Source organism: Acidaminobacter sp. JC074, assembly GCF_022496765.1.
In the GTDB taxonomy this organism is placed as follows: Bacteria; Bacillota; Clostridia; order Peptostreptococcales; family Acidaminobacteraceae; genus JABXKX01.
Map to the genome: position 1 here is coordinate 1 of NZ_VANV01000004.1, position 23,309 is coordinate 23,309.

The 23,309-nt window shown below is 35.5% G+C and carries 27 protein-coding genes and 1 pseudogene; 24 read left to right on the top strand and 4 right to left on the bottom strand.

All coding sequences use genetic code 11. From position 1 onward, the window contains the following. The first annotated feature begins 346 nt into the window (after window positions 1-346). The 9 genes and pseudogenes from EZV73_RS04895 (at window position 347) to EZV73_RS04935 (ending at window position 7,258) form a co-directional block, all read left to right on the top strand. Entirely contained in the window at window positions 347-1,216 is an 870-nt protein-coding gene (locus EZV73_RS04895; RefSeq protein WP_240838871.1) for a hypothetical protein, read from the top strand. A gap of 7 nt (window positions 1,217-1,223) precedes the next feature. Then, on the top strand, window positions 1,224-2,696 hold the full coding sequence (locus EZV73_RS04900; protein ID WP_240838873.1) for a hypothetical protein: 1,473 nt from the start codon (window positions 1,224-1,226) through the stop codon (window positions 2,694-2,696). Continuing rightward, a complete protein-coding gene (locus EZV73_RS04905) occupies window positions 2,696-3,523 on the top strand; it encodes a hypothetical protein (protein ID WP_240838875.1) in 828 nt (275 codons plus the stop codon). The genes EZV73_RS04900 and EZV73_RS04905 overlap by 1 nt, the downstream gene beginning before the upstream one ends. 11 nt (window positions 3,524-3,534) lie before the next feature. After that, a complete protein-coding gene (locus EZV73_RS04910) occupies window positions 3,535-4,338 on the top strand; it encodes an MBL fold metallo-hydrolase (protein ID WP_240838877.1) in 804 nt (267 codons plus the stop codon). 198 nt (window positions 4,339-4,536) lie between these two features. Continuing rightward, window positions 4,537-5,349, top strand: a complete 813-nt coding sequence (locus EZV73_RS04915; protein ID WP_240838879.1) for a prephenate dehydrogenase/arogenate dehydrogenase family protein — start codon at window positions 4,537-4,539, stop codon at window positions 5,347-5,349. A 25-nt stretch (window positions 5,350-5,374) separates the two neighbouring features. After that, a complete protein-coding gene (locus EZV73_RS04920; protein ID WP_240838881.1) occupies window positions 5,375-6,091 on the top strand; it encodes a GNAT family N-acetyltransferase in 717 nt (238 codons plus the stop codon). A gap of 51 nt (window positions 6,092-6,142) precedes the next feature. Further along, window positions 6,143-6,430, top strand: a pseudogene (locus EZV73_RS04925) (glutaredoxin domain-containing protein); the annotation flags it as partial. Next, window positions 6,430-6,837 (top strand): Rrf2 family transcriptional regulator, encoded by a 408-nt coding sequence (locus tag EZV73_RS04930; RefSeq protein WP_240838883.1) that lies wholly within the window; start codon window positions 6,430-6,432, stop codon window positions 6,835-6,837. The pseudogene EZV73_RS04925 and the gene EZV73_RS04930, both read left to right, overlap by 1 nt. A gap of 7 nt (window positions 6,838-6,844) precedes the next feature. Next, window positions 6,845-7,258: a hypothetical protein gene (locus EZV73_RS04935; protein ID WP_240838885.1), complete on the top strand. Its 414-nt coding sequence runs from the start codon at window positions 6,845-6,847 to the stop codon at window positions 7,256-7,258. A 12-nt stretch (window positions 7,259-7,270) separates the two neighbouring features. Here EZV73_RS04935 and EZV73_RS04940 read toward each other — a convergent pair whose 3' ends face one another. From EZV73_RS04940 to EZV73_RS04950, 3 genes are read right to left on the bottom strand one after another with little or no spacing between them, the layout of a single operon-like run. Further along, window positions 7,271-7,960: an aspartate/glutamate racemase family protein gene (locus EZV73_RS04940; RefSeq protein ID WP_240838887.1), complete on the bottom strand. Its 690-nt coding sequence runs from the start codon at window positions 7,958-7,960 to the stop codon at window positions 7,271-7,273. Beyond that, complete coding sequence (locus EZV73_RS04945; protein WP_240838889.1) at window positions 7,953-9,482, bottom strand: Mur ligase family protein; 1,530 nt, start codon at window positions 9,480-9,482, stop codon at window positions 7,953-7,955. The genes EZV73_RS04940 and EZV73_RS04945 overlap by 8 nt, the downstream gene beginning before the upstream one ends. Before the next feature lie 19 nt (window positions 9,483-9,501). After that, window positions 9,502-10,683 carry a carboxylate--amine ligase gene (locus tag EZV73_RS04950; protein WP_240838891.1) on the bottom strand — a complete coding sequence of 394 codons (1,182 nt, stop codon included), beginning with the start codon at window positions 10,681-10,683 and terminating at the stop codon, window positions 9,502-9,504. Between the two features lie 151 nt (window positions 10,684-10,834). Between EZV73_RS04950 and EZV73_RS04955 the strand changes: the two genes are divergently transcribed. The 13 genes from EZV73_RS04955 (at window position 10,835) to EZV73_RS05015 (ending at window position 20,899) form a co-directional block, all read left to right on the top strand. Continuing rightward, on the top strand, window positions 10,835-11,221 hold the full coding sequence (locus tag EZV73_RS04955) for a CoA-binding protein (protein WP_240838893.1): 387 nt from the start codon (window positions 10,835-10,837) through the stop codon (window positions 11,219-11,221). Between the two features lie 96 nt (window positions 11,222-11,317). Next, complete coding sequence (locus tag EZV73_RS04960) at window positions 11,318-12,373, top strand: carbohydrate kinase (RefSeq protein WP_240838895.1); 1,056 nt, start codon at window positions 11,318-11,320, stop codon at window positions 12,371-12,373. Continuing rightward, window positions 12,370-13,284, top strand: a complete 915-nt coding sequence (locus EZV73_RS04965) for a pseudouridine-5'-phosphate glycosidase (protein WP_240838897.1) — start codon at window positions 12,370-12,372, stop codon at window positions 13,282-13,284. The genes EZV73_RS04960 and EZV73_RS04965 overlap by 4 nt, the downstream gene beginning before the upstream one ends. A 49-nt stretch (window positions 13,285-13,333) precedes the next feature. Beyond that, window positions 13,334-13,624: a lipocalin-like domain-containing protein gene (locus tag EZV73_RS04970; RefSeq protein ID WP_240838899.1), complete on the top strand. Its 291-nt coding sequence runs from the start codon at window positions 13,334-13,336 to the stop codon at window positions 13,622-13,624. Beyond that, window positions 13,617-13,898, top strand: a complete 282-nt coding sequence (locus EZV73_RS04975; protein ID WP_240838901.1) for a hypothetical protein — start codon at window positions 13,617-13,619, stop codon at window positions 13,896-13,898. Before EZV73_RS04970 ends, EZV73_RS04975 begins: the two co-directional genes overlap by 8 nt. Further along, window positions 13,895-14,188, top strand: a complete 294-nt coding sequence (locus EZV73_RS04980; RefSeq protein ID WP_240838903.1) for a hypothetical protein — start codon at window positions 13,895-13,897, stop codon at window positions 14,186-14,188. Before EZV73_RS04975 ends, EZV73_RS04980 begins: the two co-directional genes overlap by 4 nt. A gap of 119 nt (window positions 14,189-14,307) precedes the next feature. Further along, window positions 14,308-15,102 carry a TIGR00266 family protein gene (locus tag EZV73_RS04985; protein ID WP_240838905.1) on the top strand — a complete coding sequence of 265 codons (795 nt, stop codon included), beginning with the start codon at window positions 14,308-14,310 and terminating at the stop codon, window positions 15,100-15,102. A gap of 89 nt (window positions 15,103-15,191) precedes the next feature. Continuing rightward, complete coding sequence (locus tag EZV73_RS04990; protein ID WP_240838907.1) at window positions 15,192-16,277, top strand: Mbeg1-like protein; 1,086 nt, start codon at window positions 15,192-15,194, stop codon at window positions 16,275-16,277. A 99-nt stretch (window positions 16,278-16,376) separates the two neighbouring features. Further along, window positions 16,377-16,964, top strand: a complete 588-nt coding sequence (locus EZV73_RS04995; RefSeq protein WP_240838909.1) for an NAD(P)H-dependent oxidoreductase — start codon at window positions 16,377-16,379, stop codon at window positions 16,962-16,964. Between the two features lie 155 nt (window positions 16,965-17,119). Further along, window positions 17,120-18,853, top strand: coding sequence for an FAD-dependent oxidoreductase (locus EZV73_RS05000; RefSeq protein ID WP_240838911.1), 1,734 nt, complete (start codon window positions 17,120-17,122; stop codon window positions 18,851-18,853). 117 nt (window positions 18,854-18,970) lie between these two features. Then, window positions 18,971-19,393: a nuclear transport factor 2 family protein gene (locus EZV73_RS05005; RefSeq protein WP_240838913.1), complete on the top strand. Its 423-nt coding sequence runs from the start codon at window positions 18,971-18,973 to the stop codon at window positions 19,391-19,393. A 6-nt stretch (window positions 19,394-19,399) separates the two neighbouring features. Beyond that, window positions 19,400-20,323: a flavin reductase family protein gene (locus EZV73_RS05010; protein WP_240838915.1), complete on the top strand. Its 924-nt coding sequence runs from the start codon at window positions 19,400-19,402 to the stop codon at window positions 20,321-20,323. A gap of 9 nt (window positions 20,324-20,332) precedes the next feature. Beyond that, window positions 20,333-20,899, top strand: coding sequence for a nuclear transport factor 2 family protein (locus EZV73_RS05015; protein WP_240838917.1), 567 nt, complete (start codon window positions 20,333-20,335; stop codon window positions 20,897-20,899). Here EZV73_RS05015 and EZV73_RS05020 read toward each other — a convergent pair whose 3' ends face one another. Beyond that, on the bottom strand, window positions 20,900-21,796 hold the full coding sequence (locus EZV73_RS05020; protein ID WP_240838919.1) for a helix-turn-helix domain-containing protein: 897 nt from the start codon (window positions 21,794-21,796) through the stop codon (window positions 20,900-20,902). 164 nt (window positions 21,797-21,960) lie between these two features. Here EZV73_RS05020 and EZV73_RS05025 point away from each other — a divergent pair, with 164 nt between their 5' ends. After that, window positions 21,961-22,401: a nuclear transport factor 2 family protein gene (locus tag EZV73_RS05025; RefSeq protein WP_240838921.1), complete on the top strand. Its 441-nt coding sequence runs from the start codon at window positions 21,961-21,963 to the stop codon at window positions 22,399-22,401. A gap of 1 nt (window position 22,402) precedes the next feature. Next, on the top strand, window positions 22,403-23,302 hold the full coding sequence (locus EZV73_RS05030; protein WP_240838923.1) for an alpha/beta hydrolase: 900 nt from the start codon (window positions 22,403-22,405) through the stop codon (window positions 23,300-23,302). Window positions 23,303-23,309: the final 7 nt, after the last annotated feature.

Genomic DNA, 23,309 nt, shown 5'->3' on the forward strand with positions numbered 1-23,309 from the left:
GATAGCTTTTAAAAATAGATAGGAAAATCCTACCGTTAGCTCGTTTATCTTTCTTTAAAAACATTGAAAAACCTCATTTCTGTCTATTAATATTATACCATAGAATTACATAGAAGTACAAGAAAAAGAATTAAAATTTGACAAAAAAATAAGCTGTGATGATGCTGTTCCAACGAATAGAATGCTGTTAGTTATTAGAAATAGCCGTCAAACTCGCGAGTTCGGAAAAGGAACCACAGTAACTATCAGTATTCCACTTGATGTTATAGACTTTTAAATGTGCTGTAATACGACTGTAATAAATCTTGTGTATAATGAAATTACTAAAATCGCGGGAGGAGCGACTATGATGAGGAAGTTCATGATACTTCTTTTGATTCTTATAATGGCATTATCTGCAAATATAATGGTATTTGCGAATGATGAAACATCAGAAGAGTATGTACACATTATCAGTCCAGAAGTGGGCGAATCAGGAAAAATGATATTAAACGAGGCTTTGTTTATTTCTATATATGTTCAAACTGACGACACAATGTATCTTAATTTAAAGAAGGTCGTACCATCTTTTAATTTTGACGAAGAGGCGGAAGAAAAAGAGTATGTAGAAATGATACCACTTGTACCTGCACTACCTGTTGAAGAGGTAGAGGTAGAAGAGGAAAAGATTTCTTTAGCTGAAGTTGAAATTATCGAAGAAGAACCATTAACAAAAGATGAAGTTGTAGCATCTTACACAATTGCCGAGGACGACTTTAAAATTGTTGAAGAAGAGCTGGCAAATGCAAAAGCTGCTGCTAACATTGAAACTTTTGTAGATGAGACTTCACCTGAATATGATCCGTCATATCAGTTGACTGAAGAAGACATCGAAGCAGCTAATTATTTAGATGATGTAACTGTTAGATACAATGAAGCACTTGCTAATTATGAAAAGTGGAAAAAAGAGTATGATAAATTATTCGAAGAAGATGTTTTCGAAAAACTAGAAATGGTTGTAGATTCATCATTACCATATTTCGAGCATACTGTTTCAGACGTTGAGCCAGGTTCATACAAGCTAATTGTTACCAATGATTTAAATGAGATTGTTGAGCAGTTAGATTTTGAAGTTGTTTCAGAGCAAGTCATTGCAGACAAGATTATTGAAAATACAAATGTATTCGAAAACATTATAGACAATGATGTTTTCAATAGTGAAGATATTTTTGAATAGAGGACTAATGAAAGAACTATTTAAGAGTTTTCTCTTAATTTCATTAACTGTTTCAGCGATTATACTTACTGGCGCTGTCTTTATGACTGAACCAGAAGCTGAATCACCAACTGAGCTACCTCAAGAACTCGAAAAAATCGATATATTGAAGATGATAAGACCCCAAAATTATGTTTTTAGTTTTGGGGATTTGTTTATCAAGATTTATGACGATGAGTACACACCTGAGGGATCTTATAACAGTGTTCAAATAAGACAACAGTATGAGGAGGTTTTAAGAAAGTTTATTGAACTTTCTATGACACCAACTGATGATGTTTATAAGCTTCAAGTTGAACCAATTAGTGAAAGTTTATGGAGAGACCTAAAAACAAGACGTTATATCAAAGCAGACTATCCTGTTGATATTCCCTTTGATTCACTTTTAAAAATGTATAATGACTATGATGATGTCGTATCTGAATCAGATTATAGGATATCATCTATTATTATGTTGGTTAACACCAAAGATGTTATCTATTTTTATGATGCAAAGAACGAGGCTTATTTTAAGCTGTATGGTGTTTCACCAGATGTGTGGATAGATGAAGTCTACAATGAGGTGGATGAGAGAAAATCGACCAAAGACTATTACAAGCCAATTGAAGAACGTTATGCACTTTTAAAGACGGGTTTAAAAAAATATGATCTATTAGATGAAAATATGCTTTTAACACCTTTTACTAATGAAATCAACTATCCAGCCTTTAGAATTGTTTCTAGTGTGGATATTGAAAAATCAGCTGAGAAGGTTTTTGATTATGACTTGAGTTTTGTTAAGAAATCGGTCTATTCGGATAATGAAATCATTTACATGTATGGCTACGGTGATAAGGTTCTACGTAAAAATGATGACGGTAGTCTTGAGTACACTGCAAAAGTCAGCGAGAATCCTCAAAAGCTGAAATTAGATTTTAATGATGGCTTAAGAGAAAGTTTGAACCAAATCAACAAGATGCACGATTTAGGTACATCCTTGTACTTATCGGGGTATTCTCAAATAGAATCACCCAATGAAGTTGAGACCGTTTATTCCTTTAACTACACAAAAGATGGTATACCTTATTATATTGATTCAACGCGCGATGGCTCTTTGATAGAGGTTAAGTTTACCAACGATGAGTTGGTTAGAGTTAGAATGACGCCGTTAATTACTTATGAAGAACTAGACTATCCGCAAGAGCAGAGTTTTGGACAGATTCTTACTGTTAATGAAACCATGTTTGTAAGAAAGTATGAAGAAGATCGACCTGATACTGAAATTCAGAAGGCTGATTATTTCTTAATGTGTTTACAGGAAATGACGGTATTAGAAACGCGTTATACAGTTGTTGATCAACTTTTGATTCCAACTTGGCATATACGAATTGCAGAGACTGATTATGTAATCAACCTCTTAAATAGAAAAATAATGACAATCGATGGAGAGGTCGAAAATTAATGGATTGGAAAAGAATAAAGTTGATTCTAATAGTAGCCCTAATTTTTATCAACGGCCTACTGGCATGGACCTTGTATAGTGAAAATAAAATAATAGAAACTGCAAGCATCGATCGTAACTTAATTCTTGATTTGCTTGAAGATAAATCTGTTAGCCTTGATCCTGATATTATTTCTATTAATCAGGATATTGACAACATTAAGCTCAACATGCAAAGTTATGACGAAGAGTTTATGACAAGTGTTTTTACCTCTCATAGTGACTATCCAGATGATAGACTTGCCTTTCAGCCACTAGAGTTTCCTAGACAAGGCGAACTTTTATATGAGGCATTAGAAGATGGCATTCTAGAAGCCACTGTTTTATCGGATGATAAAATAATAAGTCAGGCTTATGGACTTATGGATGATTTAAAGATTTCAAGAGATGATGTCTATCTTAAAGATGTAGGTTACACCGGTAAAAAGACTATTTTGGAGTTTGGACAAAAATTTCAAGACAGGGTTATCAGAGACTCTCATATGATCCTTATCTACAACAATGAAAACTTGCTTAGTTTTAGCAGGGTGTGGTACGATGTAGAAGGTACTGGCAAAGTTGAAGAAACGTTTAATTCGCCTGAGTATGCTCTTTATGATTTTGTTAGGATTCTTTATAATAGAAATCCAAATCGTGAAAGAGCACTAGAGATCATTGATTTTCAATTGGTATATCAATTAAATTCTGATGATGATGGTGCAGCAGTTGTTGAAGGTGAAGCCAATATATTCTATGAAATAACAACATCTGATGGTGAGACCTATCTGGTTAATGCCATAGCAAAATAGAAAGAGGTTCAATGATTTATTTTTGTTCTTTAGCCAGTGGTAGTAGCGGTAATTGTCAATATATAGCTAGTGATACCACTGGTATTTTATTAGACGCTGGTTTAAGCGGCAAATACATACAAAATAGCTTGATGCACATAGATGCAAATTTGGAAAATTTAAAAGCACTTTTTATTACCCATGAACACAGTGATCATGTAAAAAGTGCCGGCATATTGATGCGTAAATTCGGATTAACCCTTTATATAACAAAGAAGACATTTGAAAAGATAGAAAGTAAGCTGGGCAAATATTCTATGGACAAGGTTGTTTTTATAGAAAAGGAAAAAGATATTGCTGTTGGTGATATTGTGGTTAGACCATTTTCAATTTCTCATGATGCAACAGATCCGGTTGCCTATGCTTTTAAAAAGGATGCTTTGAAAGTAAGTGTTGTAACAGACTTAGGTCATGTACCACTTGATTTGCTTTCAAATTTGATCGATTCAAATTTAATTATGTTAGAGTCAAACCATGATGTGGAAATGCTAAAATCAGGTCCATATCCATATGTATTAAAACAGAGGATACTATCAACTAAAGGTCATATTTCCAATGAAGTTTGTGCAGAAACCATCTTAAGAGTTAGGTCTTATAGTGACCGTCTAGGCCATGTTATACTGGGCCATTTAAGTAAGGATAACAACACACCTGAGCTTGCCTTTGAAACGGTTAAGTCCATTTTAGAAGAGGGCGGTCTGAGCTTAGATGATGATATCAGTTTGGATTTGGCTTATAGAGATAGAGTTGGTAGATTATATCGAATAGAAGATTGACAAAGCAATCGAATTATGGTTTAATGTATAAAAATACAAATAGGTGAATATTATGAAATCAAATTGGACAAAAAATGTGTATACGTATTATTACTGGGGTTATTATAACGCTGGCTAATTTCATGTACACATTTTATCTAATAGGTTAAGAATCTTAAAAAGGACCTTTAGGTCCTTTTTTTATATTTTGGAGGCATTATGAACATTTTGGTTGTGGGTTTAGGATTAATTGGTGGATCAATTGTAAAGGGTTTAAAAAATAAGGGCCATAAGATTTATGGACATGATATAAATAAGGATGTTGTTGAACTATGTTATAAAGAAAATATTATAATCAATCAGGGGCCAGTTTCCTTAGATCAGATGGATGTTGTATTTGTATGTTTGTACCCAGAGAAGACAATTGACTACTTAAAAGACCATATGCACCTTTTTAAAAAAGGTGCCATTATAACAGATGTTGTGGGATTAAAGGAATTTATGATGACTTCCATTCAAGACTTTATCAGAGAGGATGTCTGTTTTATAGGTGGACATCCAATGGCGGGTAGAGAAGGTAGTGGTTTTTCACAGTCTACAGAGAGCATTTTTTATGGCGCCAATTATTTATTGGTCATTGATAAAGCATGTGAGGAAGTTCATCTTTTAAAAGCCATCATATCAGACTTGGGTTGTGGCCATATTGAAGTGTTAGATGCCAAAAGTCATGATGATATTATAGCCTATACAAGTCATATGCCTCATATACTTTCTACTGCTTATATGACATGCGACCGTTTTGAAAAAACAAAACACTGTGTAGCTGGTTCCTTTAGAGATATAACAAGAGTGTCTGATATCAACGCAGGTCTATGGACAGAGTTGATTATGGACAATCGCCAACCTGTTTTAAATGAAATTAATGAGTTTAAAAAGGTACTTTCTGAACTTGAAGACCATATCATCAACAAAGATCATGTGGCAATTTCAAAATTTTTAGAAGGGGCAAAACTAAAGAAGCTCAGCATATGATATAATTTATCTGAGGAGATAAATTATGATTAGAAAAGCAACAATTGATGATCTATCTTATATAAAGTCATTTGTATCAAGAGACTATGCAAGAAACTATTTTATTGCCTTAGGTCTAGAAAAGGGTTACTCTACCTTTAAAGATATCTATATGGGTGATGAAGCCATCTTATTTCATAGAGCATCAGGTAATTTACAGTTTGCCAACTATAGGGAAGATGATGGTGGTTTTAAGGATTTGATCAAGACTCTAGATTTTAAATATCTCATTGGTTCGAAAACCATGTGTCATGTACTTGGTTTGGACATTGATCATGAGGGTGCTTATATATCAGAACTAAAAAAAGATGACTTTGTTTATGAAGACACGTCAGCATCCATTATAGGTCTAGATGACTTGGAAGATATTGAAGGCTTGTATAAGAAAGTTTTTTCTGGTTATCCAAAGGTTTCTTATATGAAAGACAAGTTGATATCAAATAGAGGCACAGGCTATAAAATCGTAAAAGAAAAAATTTGCTCCGTTGCTCAAAGTGATTTCAAACGTTTGATAGTTGGTGTGGCAACAGATCCAGCTTGTCAGCGTATGGGCTATGCTAGAGCTTGTATGATGGCACTCATGAAAACCATGTTTGAGACAGAAGACTCAGTTTATCTTCAGTATGATGATAAGGGTGCAGGAAAATTATATGAAAGCTTAGGCTTTAAACGAATAGATCAAGTGATTCACTATAAGAGGTAAATTATGAAAGAAATTATTATGTATTCAAGTACAACATGACCACATTGTCATACGGCTAAGGAGTTCCTTAACAGTCATGGTTTTAAGTACAAAATTAAAGATGCCAATGATCCATCTAATCAACAAGAGATGATGAAATACAATATGAGAGGCGTCCCATCTTTTTATATAGATGGTGAAGTCATTGTAGGCTTTGATAAACAGGCTCTCTTAAAGCATATTGACTTTAAAATTTTTACATGTGAAAAATGTCAGACGAAAATGCGTGTACCTAAAGACAAGGGCACCATATTATTAACGTGTAAAGGATGCCAAACAAAATATAAAGTGAGGACTTAGTGAAGATTACAAGCAAATCAAAAGTAGCCATTAAATGTCTCATCATATTAGGTGCAGAAGATAAGAGACTGTCTGTACGTGAAATAGCAGAGAAAGACGACTTGTCAGTAAGATACCTTGAACAGATCATAGCAAGCTTAAAGAAGCACGGCATGGTGGATAGTGTCAAGGGGGCAAGTGGCGGTTATGCCATTATAGGCTCTACAGATCAAATAAGTGTTTATGATGTTGTAGTAGCCATAGATGGTGACCATAGTTTTTCTGAAGCTTTAGAAACAGTTCTTGATGAGTTGGTCTTTAAACCATTAGATGAAAGCATCAAAGAACACTTGTCTTCAATTAAACTATCTAAGTTAATAGAGGCTTATAAATTAAAAACGAATTCTGAGTATATGTATTATATCTAGGGGGACTATGAGGAAATATCTTATTAGCGGTTATACCATTCATATTGTTTCACATATAATAGGCACCTTGTTTTGGTTGGCAATAGGTCATTCTTTAACATGGCTGCCGACAGTACTGGTGGTGACCATTGTTTCCTATGTCATTTTATTCAGGCTGATGAGAGGCATCAACCGTGACAGGCTCATGTTTTCATCGCGCGTCATATTAGGGATGAATATCCTCTTGTTGGGCTCTGGATTTTTCATACATAATATAAGCGAGGCCCTTGGCTCATGGATATTATCAGCTGGTATTTATTTTAATTACGGTTTCTATGCGCTTTTGACAATGAATATTCCAGACTTGCTTGGCATGACACTTATGATACTTTTATCACCTATGCTTCTATATATAGGTGCTGTTATGAATAGTGATAAATAAAGACGAGTATTTCTACTCGTCTTTTAACATTTCTTCTGCCAATACATCCATAGGATCTATAAAAGCACAATTGACATGATCTTGATTTAAAATGACACCTATTTCAGTACAGCCTGCGATGATCACTTCTGCACCTCTTTCAATAAGTTCATTGCCGGCAGCAATTAAAAGATTTAGACTCCTTTTGGTGATGCCAACATTTTTGATACCTTCTTTGCCGTAAATGGCCTCCATTACTTTCTTTTCCTGACTGTCATCTGTAGGATAGATGATTGGATTTTCTAGTTGTTTGCTAAAGAGTCCAGTTTTGACTGTACCCGTTGTGGCTAGAATACCAACGGTTTTTCCCTTGTGTTTTGTTCTCAGTTTATAGTCTACTGCTTCTATGGCTGATACGATATCAATAGATGTGTGCTTTCTGAGTTCATCTATATAATAGTGTGCAGTGATGCAAGGAATACCAGCTGTGACAACACCAAGTTTTTCAAGATTTTTTGCTGTATCTATGAGTGCTGGAAGCGGTGACTGTGTACCTTTTAATATAGAAGACGTTCGATCAGGGATTTTCGGATTGCTGTCTATAATTACTCTATAATGGTCTTGATCACATGTGACCTCAGTTAGTGCAATGATACGTCTATAAAAACTTACCGTTGCCTCCGGGCCCATACCACCGATGATCCCCAATATTCTATCATTCATTTATTTCACCTTCCAATAGACCAGCTACACGGTGTTTTAAAGGTCTCCTTAAAACATCTCTTGGTATGTCAGGTCTCATTTTTTCTATTTGATTCAGCGCGATGTTACAGCCGTAGTCCATACCTTGACAACCAGCTAAAAGTATCAAATCATCATCATTCACTTCATTGAGTGCTTTTGAGATGGCATCTTCTAGTTTATCATAAAGATGTACTTTGATATTTGCTTCTTTCATGACATCTAAAAAGACTTTTTCTTCTTCATCTGTGACTTCGTCTTTCCAAATGACATGGCCAATGGATTTGGTCGCAATAATTTCATTAACACCGAGCTTTTTAGACCATTTAACAATGGCCTCTGCATTTTCCTTGTTAACAGTGACCCCCCTTGAGCCTCTTATGGCATAAACAAAATGCAAATCCTTGTAGGTCATATAATCCAGTGTTTCTAAGGTAACATCAATATTACCTGCATTTGCAAAGTGGTCATCAATAATTTTAAAGTTATCTTCAAAGATGTATTCAAATCTTCTTTCAACACCTTCAAGACTTGAAATGCCCTTTTGAATGTCTTCTGTTGGAATCTTTAATATCATAGCAGCTGAAATAGCTACCAAAGAGTTATAGACGCAGTGGAAACCTGGTATAGATACATGAATATCAAAAGGCTGATAGCCTAGCTTATTATGCAGTGTAAACCTTGCACGTCCTGTAGATAAATCAAGATTTTCAATCCAAACATGGCCAGACTTGTCATTAACACCATAGGTAATAACTTGTGCCTGGGTTTGGTCTTTTAATTGAATGCTCATTGGATCATCAAGATTTAAAATAGCCACAGCATCTGCTTTAGCATCTCGAATGAGGCCAGCCTTGAAGTTATAATAAGCTTCAAATGAACCATGATTATCTATATGTTCTCTAGTGATATTGTTAAGAGTAACAATATCAAAATCAGCACCAGCAGATCGTTTAAGTTCTAGTGCAGAAGAAGAAACCTCCATGGTTGCATGGCTAACACCCTTGTCTCTCATCATTCTAAAGTAATGATGCAAATCCAATGATTCAGGTGTCGTTAAAACAGATGGTATTTGTTCATCATCTATTTTTACAATAACAGTACCAATAAGGCCTGTTTTTAACTGATGGGCCTCAAGTATTGAGTTAAGCATGAAAGATGTAGATGTTTTACCATTACTTGCTGTAATACCAATCAACTTCATTTCAGAAGATGGATGATTGTAAAACTTATCTGCAAGAAGGGCAAGGGCAAGTCTAGAATCCTTGACTCTAAACTGCATGATATCTATATCCATATAGTCTTCAACGATGGCTGCGAGAGCACCTGAGTCTTTAGCAGACTTCAGATAATCATGACCGTCAACTTTGTAGCCTTTTACACACACAAAGAGACTGCCTTCTGTAACTTTCTTAGAATGATACTGAATGTTTTTTATGTCGATAGATGCTTCATTTCTTGAGTCAATGACATCTATAGCTTGTAACAATGTATGTATGTTCATAAGACCACTTCCTTTATATTTATTTTCCTGTTAATTTCTTAAATACCTTACCAATGAGTATACCAATCACATTGAAATAAGGTTTTGGGTCATCAAAAGCCCAAATAGCATAAGCCTTTTTTCTAAAGAAAGACTTAAAGACCTGACCTAAAGTCAATTGTCTTGTCTGCAAGTAACCCTTTATAGCCAGTATATCTTCAAAGGCATATACAAAGGTTCTTTTAGTTGAATCTACCAATGCCTGACTGCCAATTTCTTGTCCTGTTAGTTCCTTATAGGCTATCCAAGGGAAGTTAAGGCCTACCTTTTCAAGAAGGACATTGAAGTTGGTGGTTCTGACATTGATTTCTATCAGATAAAAATCACCAGTAACTGCATCTTTTTTAAACTCAATTTCAGCGAAGCCTTTAAAACCAACAGCTTCTAAGAATGGCTTGCCTATTTCATGAAGTGATGGTACATGAATTTGCCATGTATAAACAGAAGCACCAAAGTTGATTGGATATTGTCTGTTTTTATTAGCAGTTGTATAATGTGTGACCTTAGAATTTTGATCTAAATAGCAGTCGTAAGTATACATATGATTATCAAATCCTGGAATGATTCTCTGTACAAATACTTCTAAGTTTTTATCATTTGCCTTCCTAACAGCTTCTAAAAGCTCAGTTTTATTGTTTACCTTGAACATTTTTTTTCTGAAAACATCTACAAAGGCAGGTGAATCAGAAGGCTTTACAATACATGGGTATTGAAAGTCAGAGATTTTACTCTCAAATTCAGGATCGCTTGTTTTGATGGTTTCAGGTACCTTAACCCCATGCTCTAAAGCAATATCATAAAGTGAGTTCTTGTCCATCAGTTTTGTAAACAAACCTTGTTGAGTCTGGTTGATCAGATAGTAGTTTCTCAGTTCATCTAAATGCTCGTCAATGATCTCTACATAGGGATCTGCACATGGAAATAGTACAGGTTTTTCTGTTTGTTTTTTTGCATAATCTATTAAATACTTGATAAAGCCTTGTGTATCTTTTCTATAATGAGGTGCAATATGTTTTTCACTAAGGTATTTAGACTTAAAGCCATAAGTGCCTTGTTCTTGGTATTCAATGGCTACTGTTGTGATGCCATTTCTTCCTAAACAACGAATAACACTTAAACCGATATAATAGTTTGCACCGAGTATAACTGCTTTGTTTTTCAAGGGAAACCTCCTAAGTTCTTATCACATTATTTTACCACGAATCAACCTATTTTGCATTAAGGAAGCATAAAGATTCATGTATTGGGTATTGTATAAATTGAAGAGATTGGCTACAATGAAAATACCCCAAGCAGAGGGGGTAGGAGGAAATATGGAAAAATTAATTAAAACAATGTTAGATAAAAAGAATTGGGTTGTTGTAGGTGCGCATCCTAACCCAGAAAAGTTTGGCAACAAGATATACAATAAATTACTAAAACATGGTCATCATGTGATTCCAGTAAATCCTGTTTATGAAGAGGTTGAAGGCGTTAAAACTGTACCATCATTAAAGGAAGTGACAGAGCCTTTTGATTGTGTCAATGTAGTTGTATCACCTAAACGTGCTATGGTTGTTGTAATAGAAGCCATTGAAATGGGTGTTAAGTATATATGGTTCCAACCAGGCGCTTTTGATGAAGAAGTGATTGACTATGCAGAATCAAACGGGCTAGAAGTTGTCTTCCATGCGTGTGTATTAGTAGAACTTGACAAATAGTTTCTATGAGAAAGGTGGTAACCTTTCTTTTTTTTTGCGATTATGATACCATAAACACATGTTAAAGGAATAAACAATTGTTAAGAGGAGACTTATATGACGGATAGAGAAAAAGAAATACTGAATCTCATCAGAAGAAATCCCCTTATTTCACAAAATGATTTAGCCAAAGAACTGAACATTACCCGTTCATCTGTTGCAGTCCATATTTCCAACTTGATAAGGAAGGGTTTTATCAAGGGCAAGGGCTATGTTCTAACAGAGGGTGTAGATGATATTGTTGTGATTGGTGGGGCAAATGTCGATATGTCTGGTCATGTATCGAACGATGTTAAAAGATACGACTCCAATCCTGGTAAAATCAACACCACCTATGGCGGTGTTGGTAGAAATATAGCAGAAAATTTAGCAAGACTTGGTTTAAGAGTTAAGTTGATCACAGCCCTTGGTGACGATTACCATGGTGACCGTATGATAAAATACTGTGAAAACGTGGGTATTGATATGTCGCTCGCTAAAAAATACAGTGGTGAACGCACATCGATATACATGCAGGTTTTAAATGAAATTGGTGAGTTGGATGTGGCAGTTTCAGATATGGCTGTCTTAGACAAGTTGACACAGGAAACCATTATGGATTATCACCATTATTTGAGTGCAGCCAAGGCCATCGTTGTCGACTGCAATGTTAGCGGACCTATTATTCGATATTTATCTGATAACTATAGTGACAAATTATTTATTGATCCTGTATCTATAACTAAAGCAGATAAGATCAATGAAGCTTTAAATCAAGCATACTGCATCACACCGAATGCCTATGAACTAGATGTTATAGGTTCTGGTGAAAACTTAGAAGAAAAGCTAACGAATGTGGTTCAAAAAGGTGCTGCCCATGTTGTGGTTACCTTAGGTGAAAAGGGTGTTGTTTTCTATGATAAGAGACTTCATCAAACGCCAGCCTTAAAAGCATCCCTAATAAATGTTACAGGTGCAGGTGATGCTTTTGTAGCAGGCTTGGTATATGGTTTTGTAAAGAATAAATCATTTGCTGATTCTGTTAATGACGGACTAAAACTATCAAAACTTACTGTTGAAAGTTTAACAACGGTGAGTCAAACATTAAATGAGAATACATTGGAGGCATCATGAATCAATATTTAGAGATTAATGAAGAAGTAAAAGAAGCACTTAAAAATAATCAAGCGGTTGTGGCTTTAGAATCGACTATAATCAGTCACGGCATGCCTTATCCGCAAAATGTTCAAACAGCAAGACGTGTAGAAGAGATTGTAAGAGAGCAAGGGGCAGTACCTGCAACGATTGCTGTTATTGGAGGTAAGTTAAAGGTTGGTTTAACAGATGAGGAATTAGAATTTTTTGGCCAATCAAGCGATATTTTAAAAGCAAGCAGAAGAGACTTACCTTTTATTGTGGCAGGTGGCCTACATGGGGCAACAACTGTAGCGACAACCATGATCATTGCTCAAATGGCAGGCATCAAAGTTTTTGTAACTGGTGGCATCGGTGGTGTTCATAGAGGTGCGAGTGAAACCTTTGATATTTCTGCAGACTTACAGGAACTTGCTAAGACAGATGTTGCTGTTGTTTGCGCTGGTGTAAAGTCTATACTCGACATAGGTTTAACACTTGAATACTTAGAAACTCAGGGTGTACCTGTTTTGGGTTATCAAACTAAAGATTTCCCCGCTTTTTACACACGTGAAAGTGGTTACCAAGTTTTATACAGTTTAGACGATGCTGAGGTAGCGGCTAAAACTTTAAAGGTTAAGTGGGATATGGATTTAAAGGGTGGTCTTGTAATTGCCAATCCAGTGCCTGAAGCTGAAGCGATGGATGCTTCTATTAATGAGGCCATTGAAGCTTCTTTAAAGGAATGTGATGAAAAAGGCATCAAGGGAAAAGACATCACACCGTTTTTACTTGGAAGAATCAAAGAAGTGACTGAGGGTCGATCTTTAGAGACCAATATCGCCCTTGTTTATAACAATGCAAGAGTGGGGGGACAAATTGCCAAAGCTTATTCACTACTAAATAAGTAATCTAATAATTTATATGATATAATGGATTAACTGAACTTAAGGAGGGCATATGAAGAAAGTTTTATTGATCATGATGGTGGTTATACTTTTAGTAGGTTGTTCGGAAAATCCATTAGAGGGGTCTTGGAAGGAAGACACCGCAGGTATTGAAATGATTTTTGAAGGTGATGAGTGTTCATTTGTTGGTCAAACTCATCCATATAGGATTGAGGATGATAAGATAATTATGACAGTAGATGGGATAGAACAAGTATACTATTATCAATTCGATGAGGATATTCTAGTAATCAGCATTCCTGAATTAAATGAAGTACTCTATTTTAATAAGCAAAATGATTAAAAAAATGATACTCCTCCTACTGCTTCTTATGCTGGTAGGATGCACAAATGATATTACTGGTACTTGGATAGATAAGAACGGTCTTGTGGAGATGACCTTTGAAGATGAAAAAGTTGTCTTCTTTGGTGTAGAAGGTACTTATAAAGCTGGAGCTTCCAAGATTGAAATGACGCTAGGTACAGAAGTCGTTAAGTTTAAGTATAAGTTAGAAGATGACAAGCTGATATTGTTTTTAGAGGATTCCGATCTAGTTTTAGAAAGGTTGAGTCAATGAAAAAAGTGAGTGTACTTATATTATTGGTCATTATACTTGTTTCGTGCAGCCAGGAAAGTATCATAGGTAAATGGTCTTTAGAGAACCTTGAATCTGATGTGCCTGATATGGTCATCACTGAAGAGGCAATTATCATTATGGATATTCCAATTCCCTATGAAATAGAAGGCGATACCATATACATCAATGATATGGAAGGTAGAAAATCTTTTAAGTATAAGATTAAAGGAGACACCCTTACATTTGTGCAAGGTGATGTTACAGAAACATATATAAGGTTTAAAGAGTAGATTTAATTCTGCTCTTTTTCTTTTTATTTAAGGTTCTGTTAAGATTTGTTTGGTATGATAGAAACTACTTAGATTGGGTATGAAGACATTGACTATTACATATGAGAGGAGATTTATTAATGAAATCACATGAAATTGATTACACACTGTACGGCGATGATATGCAGTTTGTAGAAATTGAGTTGGATCCAGGTGAAACGGTTATCGCAGAAGCAGGTGCTATGATGTACATGGATTATCCAATTCAAATGGAATCTATCTTTGGTGACGGTTCAGGCAATCAAGGTTCTGGTTTAATGGGTAAACTTATGGGAGCTGGTAAAAGAATGATGACTGGTGAATCATTATTTATGACGGCATTTACCAATGGTGGTAATGGTAAAAGAAACGTATCTTTTGCAGCACCATTCCCAGGTAAAATTGTGCCACTTGATTTAGCAGAACACGGTGAAAAGATTATTTGTCAAAAAGATGCTTTCTTATGTTGTGCCAAAGGTATCAGCATCGGCATTGAATTCCAAAAAAGAGTTGGCGTTGGTTTCTTCGGTGGTGAAGGCTTTATCATGCAAAAGCTAGAAGGTGATGGCAAGGCATTTGTTCATGCCAGTGGTACAATCATTGAGAGAGAATTGATGGCAGGAGAAAAACTTAAAGTAGATACAGGTTGTTTAGTTGCTTTAGAGCAAACGGTAGATTATGATATCGAAATGGTTAAAGGCATAAAGTCTGCATTCTTTGGTGGTGAAGGTTTATTCTTTGCTGTATTAACTGGTCCAGGTAAAGTATGGTTACAATCATTACCTTTCTCTAGACTAGCTGATAGAATTTACAAGAATGCACCGGCTACAGGTGGTTCTAGACAGGGTGAAGGTTCTTTACTAGGCGCCCTTGGTGATATGTTAGACGGTAATTAAAATTATAAGGTGTTTTCTTAATTGAAAACATCTTTTATTTTTTTTGGAGTGAGTGATATAATGCTACTATAAAAGATGACGGAGGTATTATGACCAATATTATTGATTATATAAAGTGGCGTGGTGATTTATCATTTGACCTTTCACCTTTGAATGAAGTAGACAATTTGATTTTTTCAAAACTGGTTTATTTAGACATAGATGATATCGTAGCTGAAGGGGAAATGACCATAGGCCAAATTGCTGATTTATATCACGAAAGCAAAGGCATAAAAAAACTAGGTGCCTTATTAAATGAGAATTTCGTAAAGCTTTTGATGATAGCAGGACAGAGCAATCGTTTTAAAAACGTAAGTGTAAGCCGTCTTGTTGAGTATACCTGTGAAGAAACAACCATACAGTTTGCCGCCATGACATTTAAAATAAGTGATCATATCAGCTATATCGCTTTTAGGGGGACAGACGATACACTTGTTGGATGGAAAGAAGACTTTATGATGAGCTTTTTAGAAACTGTGCCTGCCCAGATAGAAAGTTTGAAGTATATAGATATGGTCATAAAGAACAACCCATCAAGCAAGTTTTATGTGGGTGGTCATTCTAAGGGCGGTAATCTGGCTGTTTATGCTTCCGTTCATACAGACTATAAGGATCAAATTCTTGGCATTTTTAACAATGATGGTCCGGGCTTTAAAGAGTCGATGACTCAATCTGAAAAGTATCATATGGTGGCTGACAGATTTCATACCCTGGTTCCAAAATCATCTGTTGTCGGCATGCTTTTAGAACATGAGGAATCCTATGAAGTGGTAGAGTGTAGATATAAACGTTCTGGACTGTTACAGCATGATGGTTTTACCTGGCATGTCGTTGGCACTTCTTTTATTCATATGCCTGATGTAGATGGTGAAAGCAAGCTTATGAGTAAAACCATCAAAGGTGTCTTAAACTCTATGACCATTGAACAAAGAGAACAGTTTACAAACGCCTTCTTTGATGTGCTTTCTACAAACAATCAGAAAAATTTATTAGATATTCAAGGTGGTCACTTCAAGAGTTTATTTGCCATGACCAAGGCTTATTCCGGTTTGGATGATGAAACAAAAAAACTCTTAAGAGACGTCTTCAATATGATGTTTGGTGAGGGATTTAAGAATATGTGGACTAGAGAATAACTTTCAATTTTATACATGTTATAAGCAACTATCTTCATTTTTTTTTCTTCTATAATTGTTAAGCTATAGACAGCTAAAAGATAAGAAAGGAATTTGATTATGAAGATTATGGTTGTAACAGCGCATCCAAACTACGCTGAATCAAGAGTGAACAGAAGATGGATTGAAGAACTAGAAAAAGAGGGAAGCATTACAGTTAATAACTTAAACGTCAAGTATCCAGATGAAGTTATTGATAAAGAAGCAGAACAGGAACTTCTTCTTTCACATGACAGAATTGTATTTCAATACCCTTGGTATTGGTACAACATGCCACCTCTACTAAGAAAGTGGCAAGACACTGTATTAGAATATGGTTTTGCCTTTGGTCCAGGTGGTACCAAGCTTTCCGGTAAAGATTATGTAGTAGCAACTTCTATCGGTGGACCGGAAGTGTCTTACCAGGCAGGTGGTTACAATACTTTTACAGTAAGTGAGTTTTTAAAACCTATGCAGCAAACAGCAAACCTAGCAGGTATGAACTTTTTACCAGCATTTAAAATTCATTCAGCAGTTGTTATATCTGATGAGGATTTAGAAAAATCTGCTGAGGATTATGTAAAGCACATCACAGATCCTGAACTTGATCCTCAAGTAGAGTTGAAAAGAATTCTAAAGGAGATGCAAGAAACTGGTAACGAATTATAGAGTAATCTCTGACGTTTTGTCAGAGATTTTTTTTGATGTGAAAATGTGATGTAGAATATACTCGTGTCACATTTTGACGGTAAAGAGGTATTCTAAAGCCATTTTATTTACATTTATGAGTCCGTATACTTGATGTAAGAAAACAAGGAGGGCTTATGAAAACTCAAAGTTATAAGTATGATGTTGTTGTTGTTGGCGGTGGTATGTCTGGTGTATGTGCTGCTATCTCTGCTGCTAGACAGGGTGCAAAGACAGCACTTATACAAAATCGTTCAGTACTCGGTGGTAATGCCAGTTCTGAAGTTAGAATGCATATTGGTGGGGCAGATTTTCATTCGTCTAGGACCAATTCGAGAGAAACAGGTATTATAGAGGAAATACTACTGGATAATAAAAAAGTGAATCCACAAAAATCTTATTCGGAATTTGACAGAGTCTTATGGGAAAAAACAAGATTCCAAGATAATTTGGAACTTCACTTAAATACAAATATACATGAAGTACTGACAGAGAATGGTTCAGTAAAGCAAGTTATAGGTATCCAAAACACGACAGAAAAAATCATGACTTTCGAAGGTGATATTTTTATTGATACCACAGGTGATGCGACTGTAGCCTCTTTAGCTGGGGCTGAAATCATGTATGGTCGTGATGATAAGGCAAGCTTCAATGAAGAACATGCACCAGATTTAGCAGATGATATAACCATGGGATTGACACTGATGTTTACAACAAAAGATCTTGGTAAACCAGCACCCTTTGAAAAGCCGGATTGGGCTTATGAGTTTACAGAAGAGGAATTGAAAGGGCGCGGCCACAGTGCCTATGGTAGTAACTACTGGTGGATTGAACTGGGTGGTGATAAACTTCATACAATCTTTGACGGTGAGACCATTCGAGATGAACTCCTTAAGTGTGTATATGGCGTATGGGACCATATAAAAAATAAGGGTGACCATGGTGCAGAAAATTATGCCTTGGACTGGGTGGGTTTTTTGCCAGGTAAGCGTGAATCTAGAAGAGTTGTTGGTGATTATATTCTTACAGAAAATGATCTAAAGGAAACGACCCACTTTGAAGATCTTGTTGCCTATGGTGGCTGGCCTATGGACATGCATGCTGTTGGCGGTATATTTTCTAAACATGAACCGACTGAGTTTATTGATGTACCAGAAATTTATGGTATACCTTATAGATCTTTGATCTCGAAAGTGCACAAGAATCTTTTAATAGGTGGACGTGCCATTAGTGTCAGCAGAATGGCTTTTGGCTCAACAAGACTTATGGCAACATGTGCTGTAGTTGGACAAGCAGCAGGTACTGCAGCAGGTATGAGTAAAATGAAAAATATTTCAATTAGAGATTTGGATGTTCGTGATTTACAAGAGACATTGATGTTAGATGATGCCTTTCTTCCAAAAATGAAATTAGATTTAAGAGATAATTTGATACGATCAGCTCAGTTAAATGCTTCTAAGATGGAAAATCTAGAAAATATCAGAGATGGTGTTTTAAGGGATGCCTTTGATGAAAATCATGGATGGCAAGACAAGCTTTCTGATGCCTTTATTGAAGCCAAATGGGATGGGCCTAAGTTTATGAAAGAAATCTATTTATACATGGATACCAACTTATCTAGGCAGATAATGATTACCCATTTTAGAAATGGTAGTGAAGATCAATTAGAAGGTTTGTCACATGAAATTATCAAATCTTATGACTTGGATTTTTACTGTAAAGGTGAACTTATAAAATCAATTAAGATAAATAATAACCATTATAGAATGAACAAACATGAGTTAAGTATTGATGCTGATAAAGTTGTTTTTAGGCCGCGTGAAACATACGGTTCTGATGTTGCAAAAATATTTGAAATAGTAATAAGATAAGAGAAACTTCACTTCGGTGAAGTTTTTTCAATTATCTACATTTACTAGCCAAGAATGTTCATGTCTCGTTTCTAAAAGATTGATATGATGAATGTAACAAAAGACGAGGAGGAAAACATGAGTATTAAAGATATTAATAAAAGGTTGGTAAGAGAGTTTTTTATGAACTTAGAAGAAGGCAGTGCTGAAGGTGTTGCTAATCTGTTTGCAGAAGATGGCCTTCATATCAATCCCTATGCATCTGGTTTATTTCCAGAAGGTGTAAAAGGCAGAGATGCTATCAAGAAGTATTGGGAAGGTCCAATAGAAAACTTTGATGGCATGACATTTCCAATTGATGAAATTTATGCAATGGAAGATGAGAAAATTGTCTTTGTAAAGTTTACAGGAAACATCAACTTAAAAGATGGCGGTGTTTATTCAAATGATTACTATTCAACATTTAAGTTTGACGACAATCACGAAATTATCGAGTATGTAGAAATATTTAATCCAATTGTGGCTGCTAGAGGCTTCGGATTAATTGATCAGATTAAGTAGGTGGCTATGAAAAGAGTTAAATTAGGTAATCAATCTATGTTGTATCCTTATCCAGTGACGATAGTGACAACAGTCATTGAAGGTAAAAAGAACTTTATGCAGGTTGGTTTTTCAGGCATAGTCAATGCCAATCCCGGTATGGTGTCACTTGGTATTTCAAAGACACACTTTACAACAAATGGTCTAGAGGAAGGCAATGTGATCGGCTTATCACTAGCAGACGAAAGCATGCTAATAAAGGCAGATTATGTCGGTTTAAGATCCGGTCATAAAGTTGACAAAAGTGATGTTTTTAAAACATTTACTGGAGATTATGGTGCAGAGTTAATTGAAGAGGCACCTATCAACTTAGAACTTGAAATAATCAAAGTCTTAGATCTTGGTGGTGTAGACAATATAATCATTTCTGAGATAAAAGAAGTCCACGCCAAAGAAACCGTGATGACTGGCAAGTTTCCTGATATTGAAAAAATCAACCCACTGGTCTTTTCAATGTATGAAAACAAGTATTTTAGAATTGGAGACCAAGTAGGTAGTGGCTGGAGAGATGGCCTTAAATATGAGCATCTTAAATCATTTGTCTTAGAGATTTTCAAAGGTTTTGATGTATTGGCTGATATAGATACTTACTTAAAGCATGTAAGCGATTCGTCAAAATTTGATTTTGCAGGCCAAGTGTTTGAAGGTATAGAAGGATTTAAAACTTGGTATCAAGGTGTGAATAAACAGCTTCTTAAGGAAGGCATACAACATCATGTGACCAATTTTGATGTGAAAAAATTAGGTGAACTGTATCAAGTAGATTTTGATGTGCGTTTTATAGCATCAACAAAAAATGGTCAGAAAATTGATGATTTGATTCATGAAAGATGGTTAGTCAGAGATGACGAGACCTTTATTATAGAGGATTATAAAACAGAATTAGTTTAGGAGAAAAAGATGAAAAAGTTTATTTTAGGATTAGTGGTTGTAAGTATGCTTATGTTTGTGGGATGTGGATCAAATGAAGATTTTGTTGAAAAGTCAGATTTAAATGCTGTATTAAGTCAGAATGAAGCTTTATCTCAAAGAATTACGCTTCTTGAAGATACAAATGCTGTAGAAAAAGTAGTGAATAACTTATTTATTCAAACAGATAATATGGATTGGGATGCACTAGTAAATGATGTTTTTACTGAAACTGTTTACTTTGACATGACATCAGTTGGCGGTTCAGCAGGTGATGTGACGTCACAATCAATTGTAGAAGGTTGGGAACAAGGTTTCTCTAGTATAGAATCTGTTCATCACCAATCAGGTAATTTGCAAATTGAAGTAGATGGTGATAGAGCGACTGTATTCCAATATGGTACAGCCACTCAATACCAAACAACAGAGTCGGGCAATAATACACGTACATTTATCGGAACCTACCAAGTAGGCTTAATTAAGGCTGATGATATGTGGAAAGTTGATGCTTTCTCTTTCAACCTTAAGATAATGGACGGTAATACCTCTTTTGAATAATCAATAGTCTTCTCTAAATGACTTTGGAGAAAGTCCGACAACCTTTTTAAAGGTTCTAGAAAAATGACTGCTGTCGCTGAACCCCAATTCAAATGCGATGGTGGTTATTTTATTTTCAGGATTTCTTAACATGTCTTTAGCTCTATCAATTCTTCTATTTAAGATGTACTGATAAGGTGTTATGCCCTTGTATTTTTTGAACTCATTTAAGAAATGAAACTTACTGACATTCAAGACATTAGCAAGGTCTTCTATGGCTATAGGCAGTGAGATGTTTTCTTCAATATACTCATCAATTTGATCCATTTCACTAGGTCCAATAATAGAAGATCTAGAAACCTTGTCTATTAGATCGTAATAATTGGAGTAATGCCTAATAAAGTAATTAGAGAAAAGCTTGATGGCATGGTCTATAAACCATTTGCCATTTTGACCTCTCGACTCCATTTCTATAAATAAGAGATGGATTAAGTTTTCAAGTGTTTTATCCTGGATACTGTAGTTGTTAAGAAACTCAAGCTTTTCCGGTAAATGTCCATCGAAGTTATCAAGCATGACTTTTTCAGAGATATTAAGTATCAAGAAGTTACACGGCACGTCGATGTTATGGGTAAAAGGTGTATTAGGAGGATTGATCCAAATATCACCTGGTTCAGTTGAAATGTTGATTTGTTCGCCATCTTTAAGAGCTCGCCAAGAATAGGTGTTTTCCATTTCAATGGCAAAATAAAAGTTTGGTGTAACAACATCCTTTGGATAAAAGTGAGGTGATGTGCCTCTTTCTAATAGGATGCCTTCCCAGTTCAAATCTTTACTGGATAAGGAAATGTCTAAAGGATTACCACAGTCTGACTTTATACCTGTGACCTTGTGATAAAAGGGGATTGATGTTTTCATATGACCTCCGTTCTTATAAGTATTATATCCATCTAGTAGGCTTTTAACAATAAAGCGAGACATTCTTAACAAGAATCTACAACACCAGGACAAGAATCTTCAATTTATTACATATAAATAAGAGTAGAATTAAGGCATAAGATAGATAAATGAAAGGAGACATTATGAAGTTTGAGAGTCAGGTAAAGAGGTTATTTATTGCAACAGATTCTTGCGATTGGGAAACTGTTAAAGAGGTATTTTGTGACAAAGTAGAACTTGATTATTCATCCCTGAGTGGTCAGCCTGCTGCAGAGTTAAAGGCAAGTGATATCATTGACTCATGGAAGGGTTTATTACCAGGATTTACACATACACATCACCAGATTGGTAACATCTTATCTGTTGAAAAAGACGGTTTGGCGTCAGTATTTTGTTATGGAACAGCGACACACTACTTAGAAAATGAAGCAGGCAACATCTGGACTGTTGTTGGCACATATGATTTAGATTTAGTAGAAGAAAAAGGTACTTGGAGAATTTCTAAAATGAAGTTTAACTTCAAGTATCAAGATGGCAATACAAATTTACCGCAAGCGGCGATGGAAGCTTTAAAGGAGGCATAATATGATTAAAAAAGTATCGTTTGATTCAAAGGGAAAAAATTTAGTAGGTAACTTATATTTACCAGAAGACTATGATGCATCAAGAACATACACAGGTGTTGTAGTGACCGGTTCATGGACTACCGTAAAAGAGCAAATGGCAGGCGGTTATGCAAAGAGATTTGCTGATAATGGTTTTATCGCTTTGGCTTATGACCCAAGAGGTTATGGTGAAAGTGAAGGAGACATCATGTACTTTGAAAGTCCTGATATGAAGATTGAAGACGTAAAAAGTGCTGTAACTTTTATATCGTCACTTTCAGAAGTAAATGAAGTTGTAGCATTTGGTGTTTGTGCAGGTGCAGGTTATACATTAGTTGCTGCATCACAGGACGATAGAATCAAGAAGGTTGCAACTGCAGCATCTTGGATTCACGATGAAGAAGCCGTAAGACTTTTCTACGGTGGTGAGGAAGGTGTTCAGGATAAAATCTCTAAAGCTAGAAAGGCTAAAGAAAAATACTCTGAAACTGGAAAGATTGACTACATTGAAACAATTTCTACAACAAATGAAGGTGCTGCTATGTATGGTCCATACGACTACTACTTAAATCCTGAAAGAGGTGGTATCAAAGAGTGGTCAAACGATAAGTTTGCAGTAATGACTTGGGAAGATTGGTTAACATTTAACCCAAGAAAATCAGCTAAATCATTAACAGCACCAACACTTATGATTCACTCAGATGGTTGTGTATTACCTGATTATACTAAGATTTACTTTGATGAGATTCAAACAGAAGATAAGAAGCTTATCTGGTTAGATACAGAACTTTTACCAGCTCCAATGCACCAATTCAATTTCTACGATCAAGAAGAAGAAATGAGCTTGGTTATGACGCAAGCAATTAAATGGTTTAAATAAGCAGAGC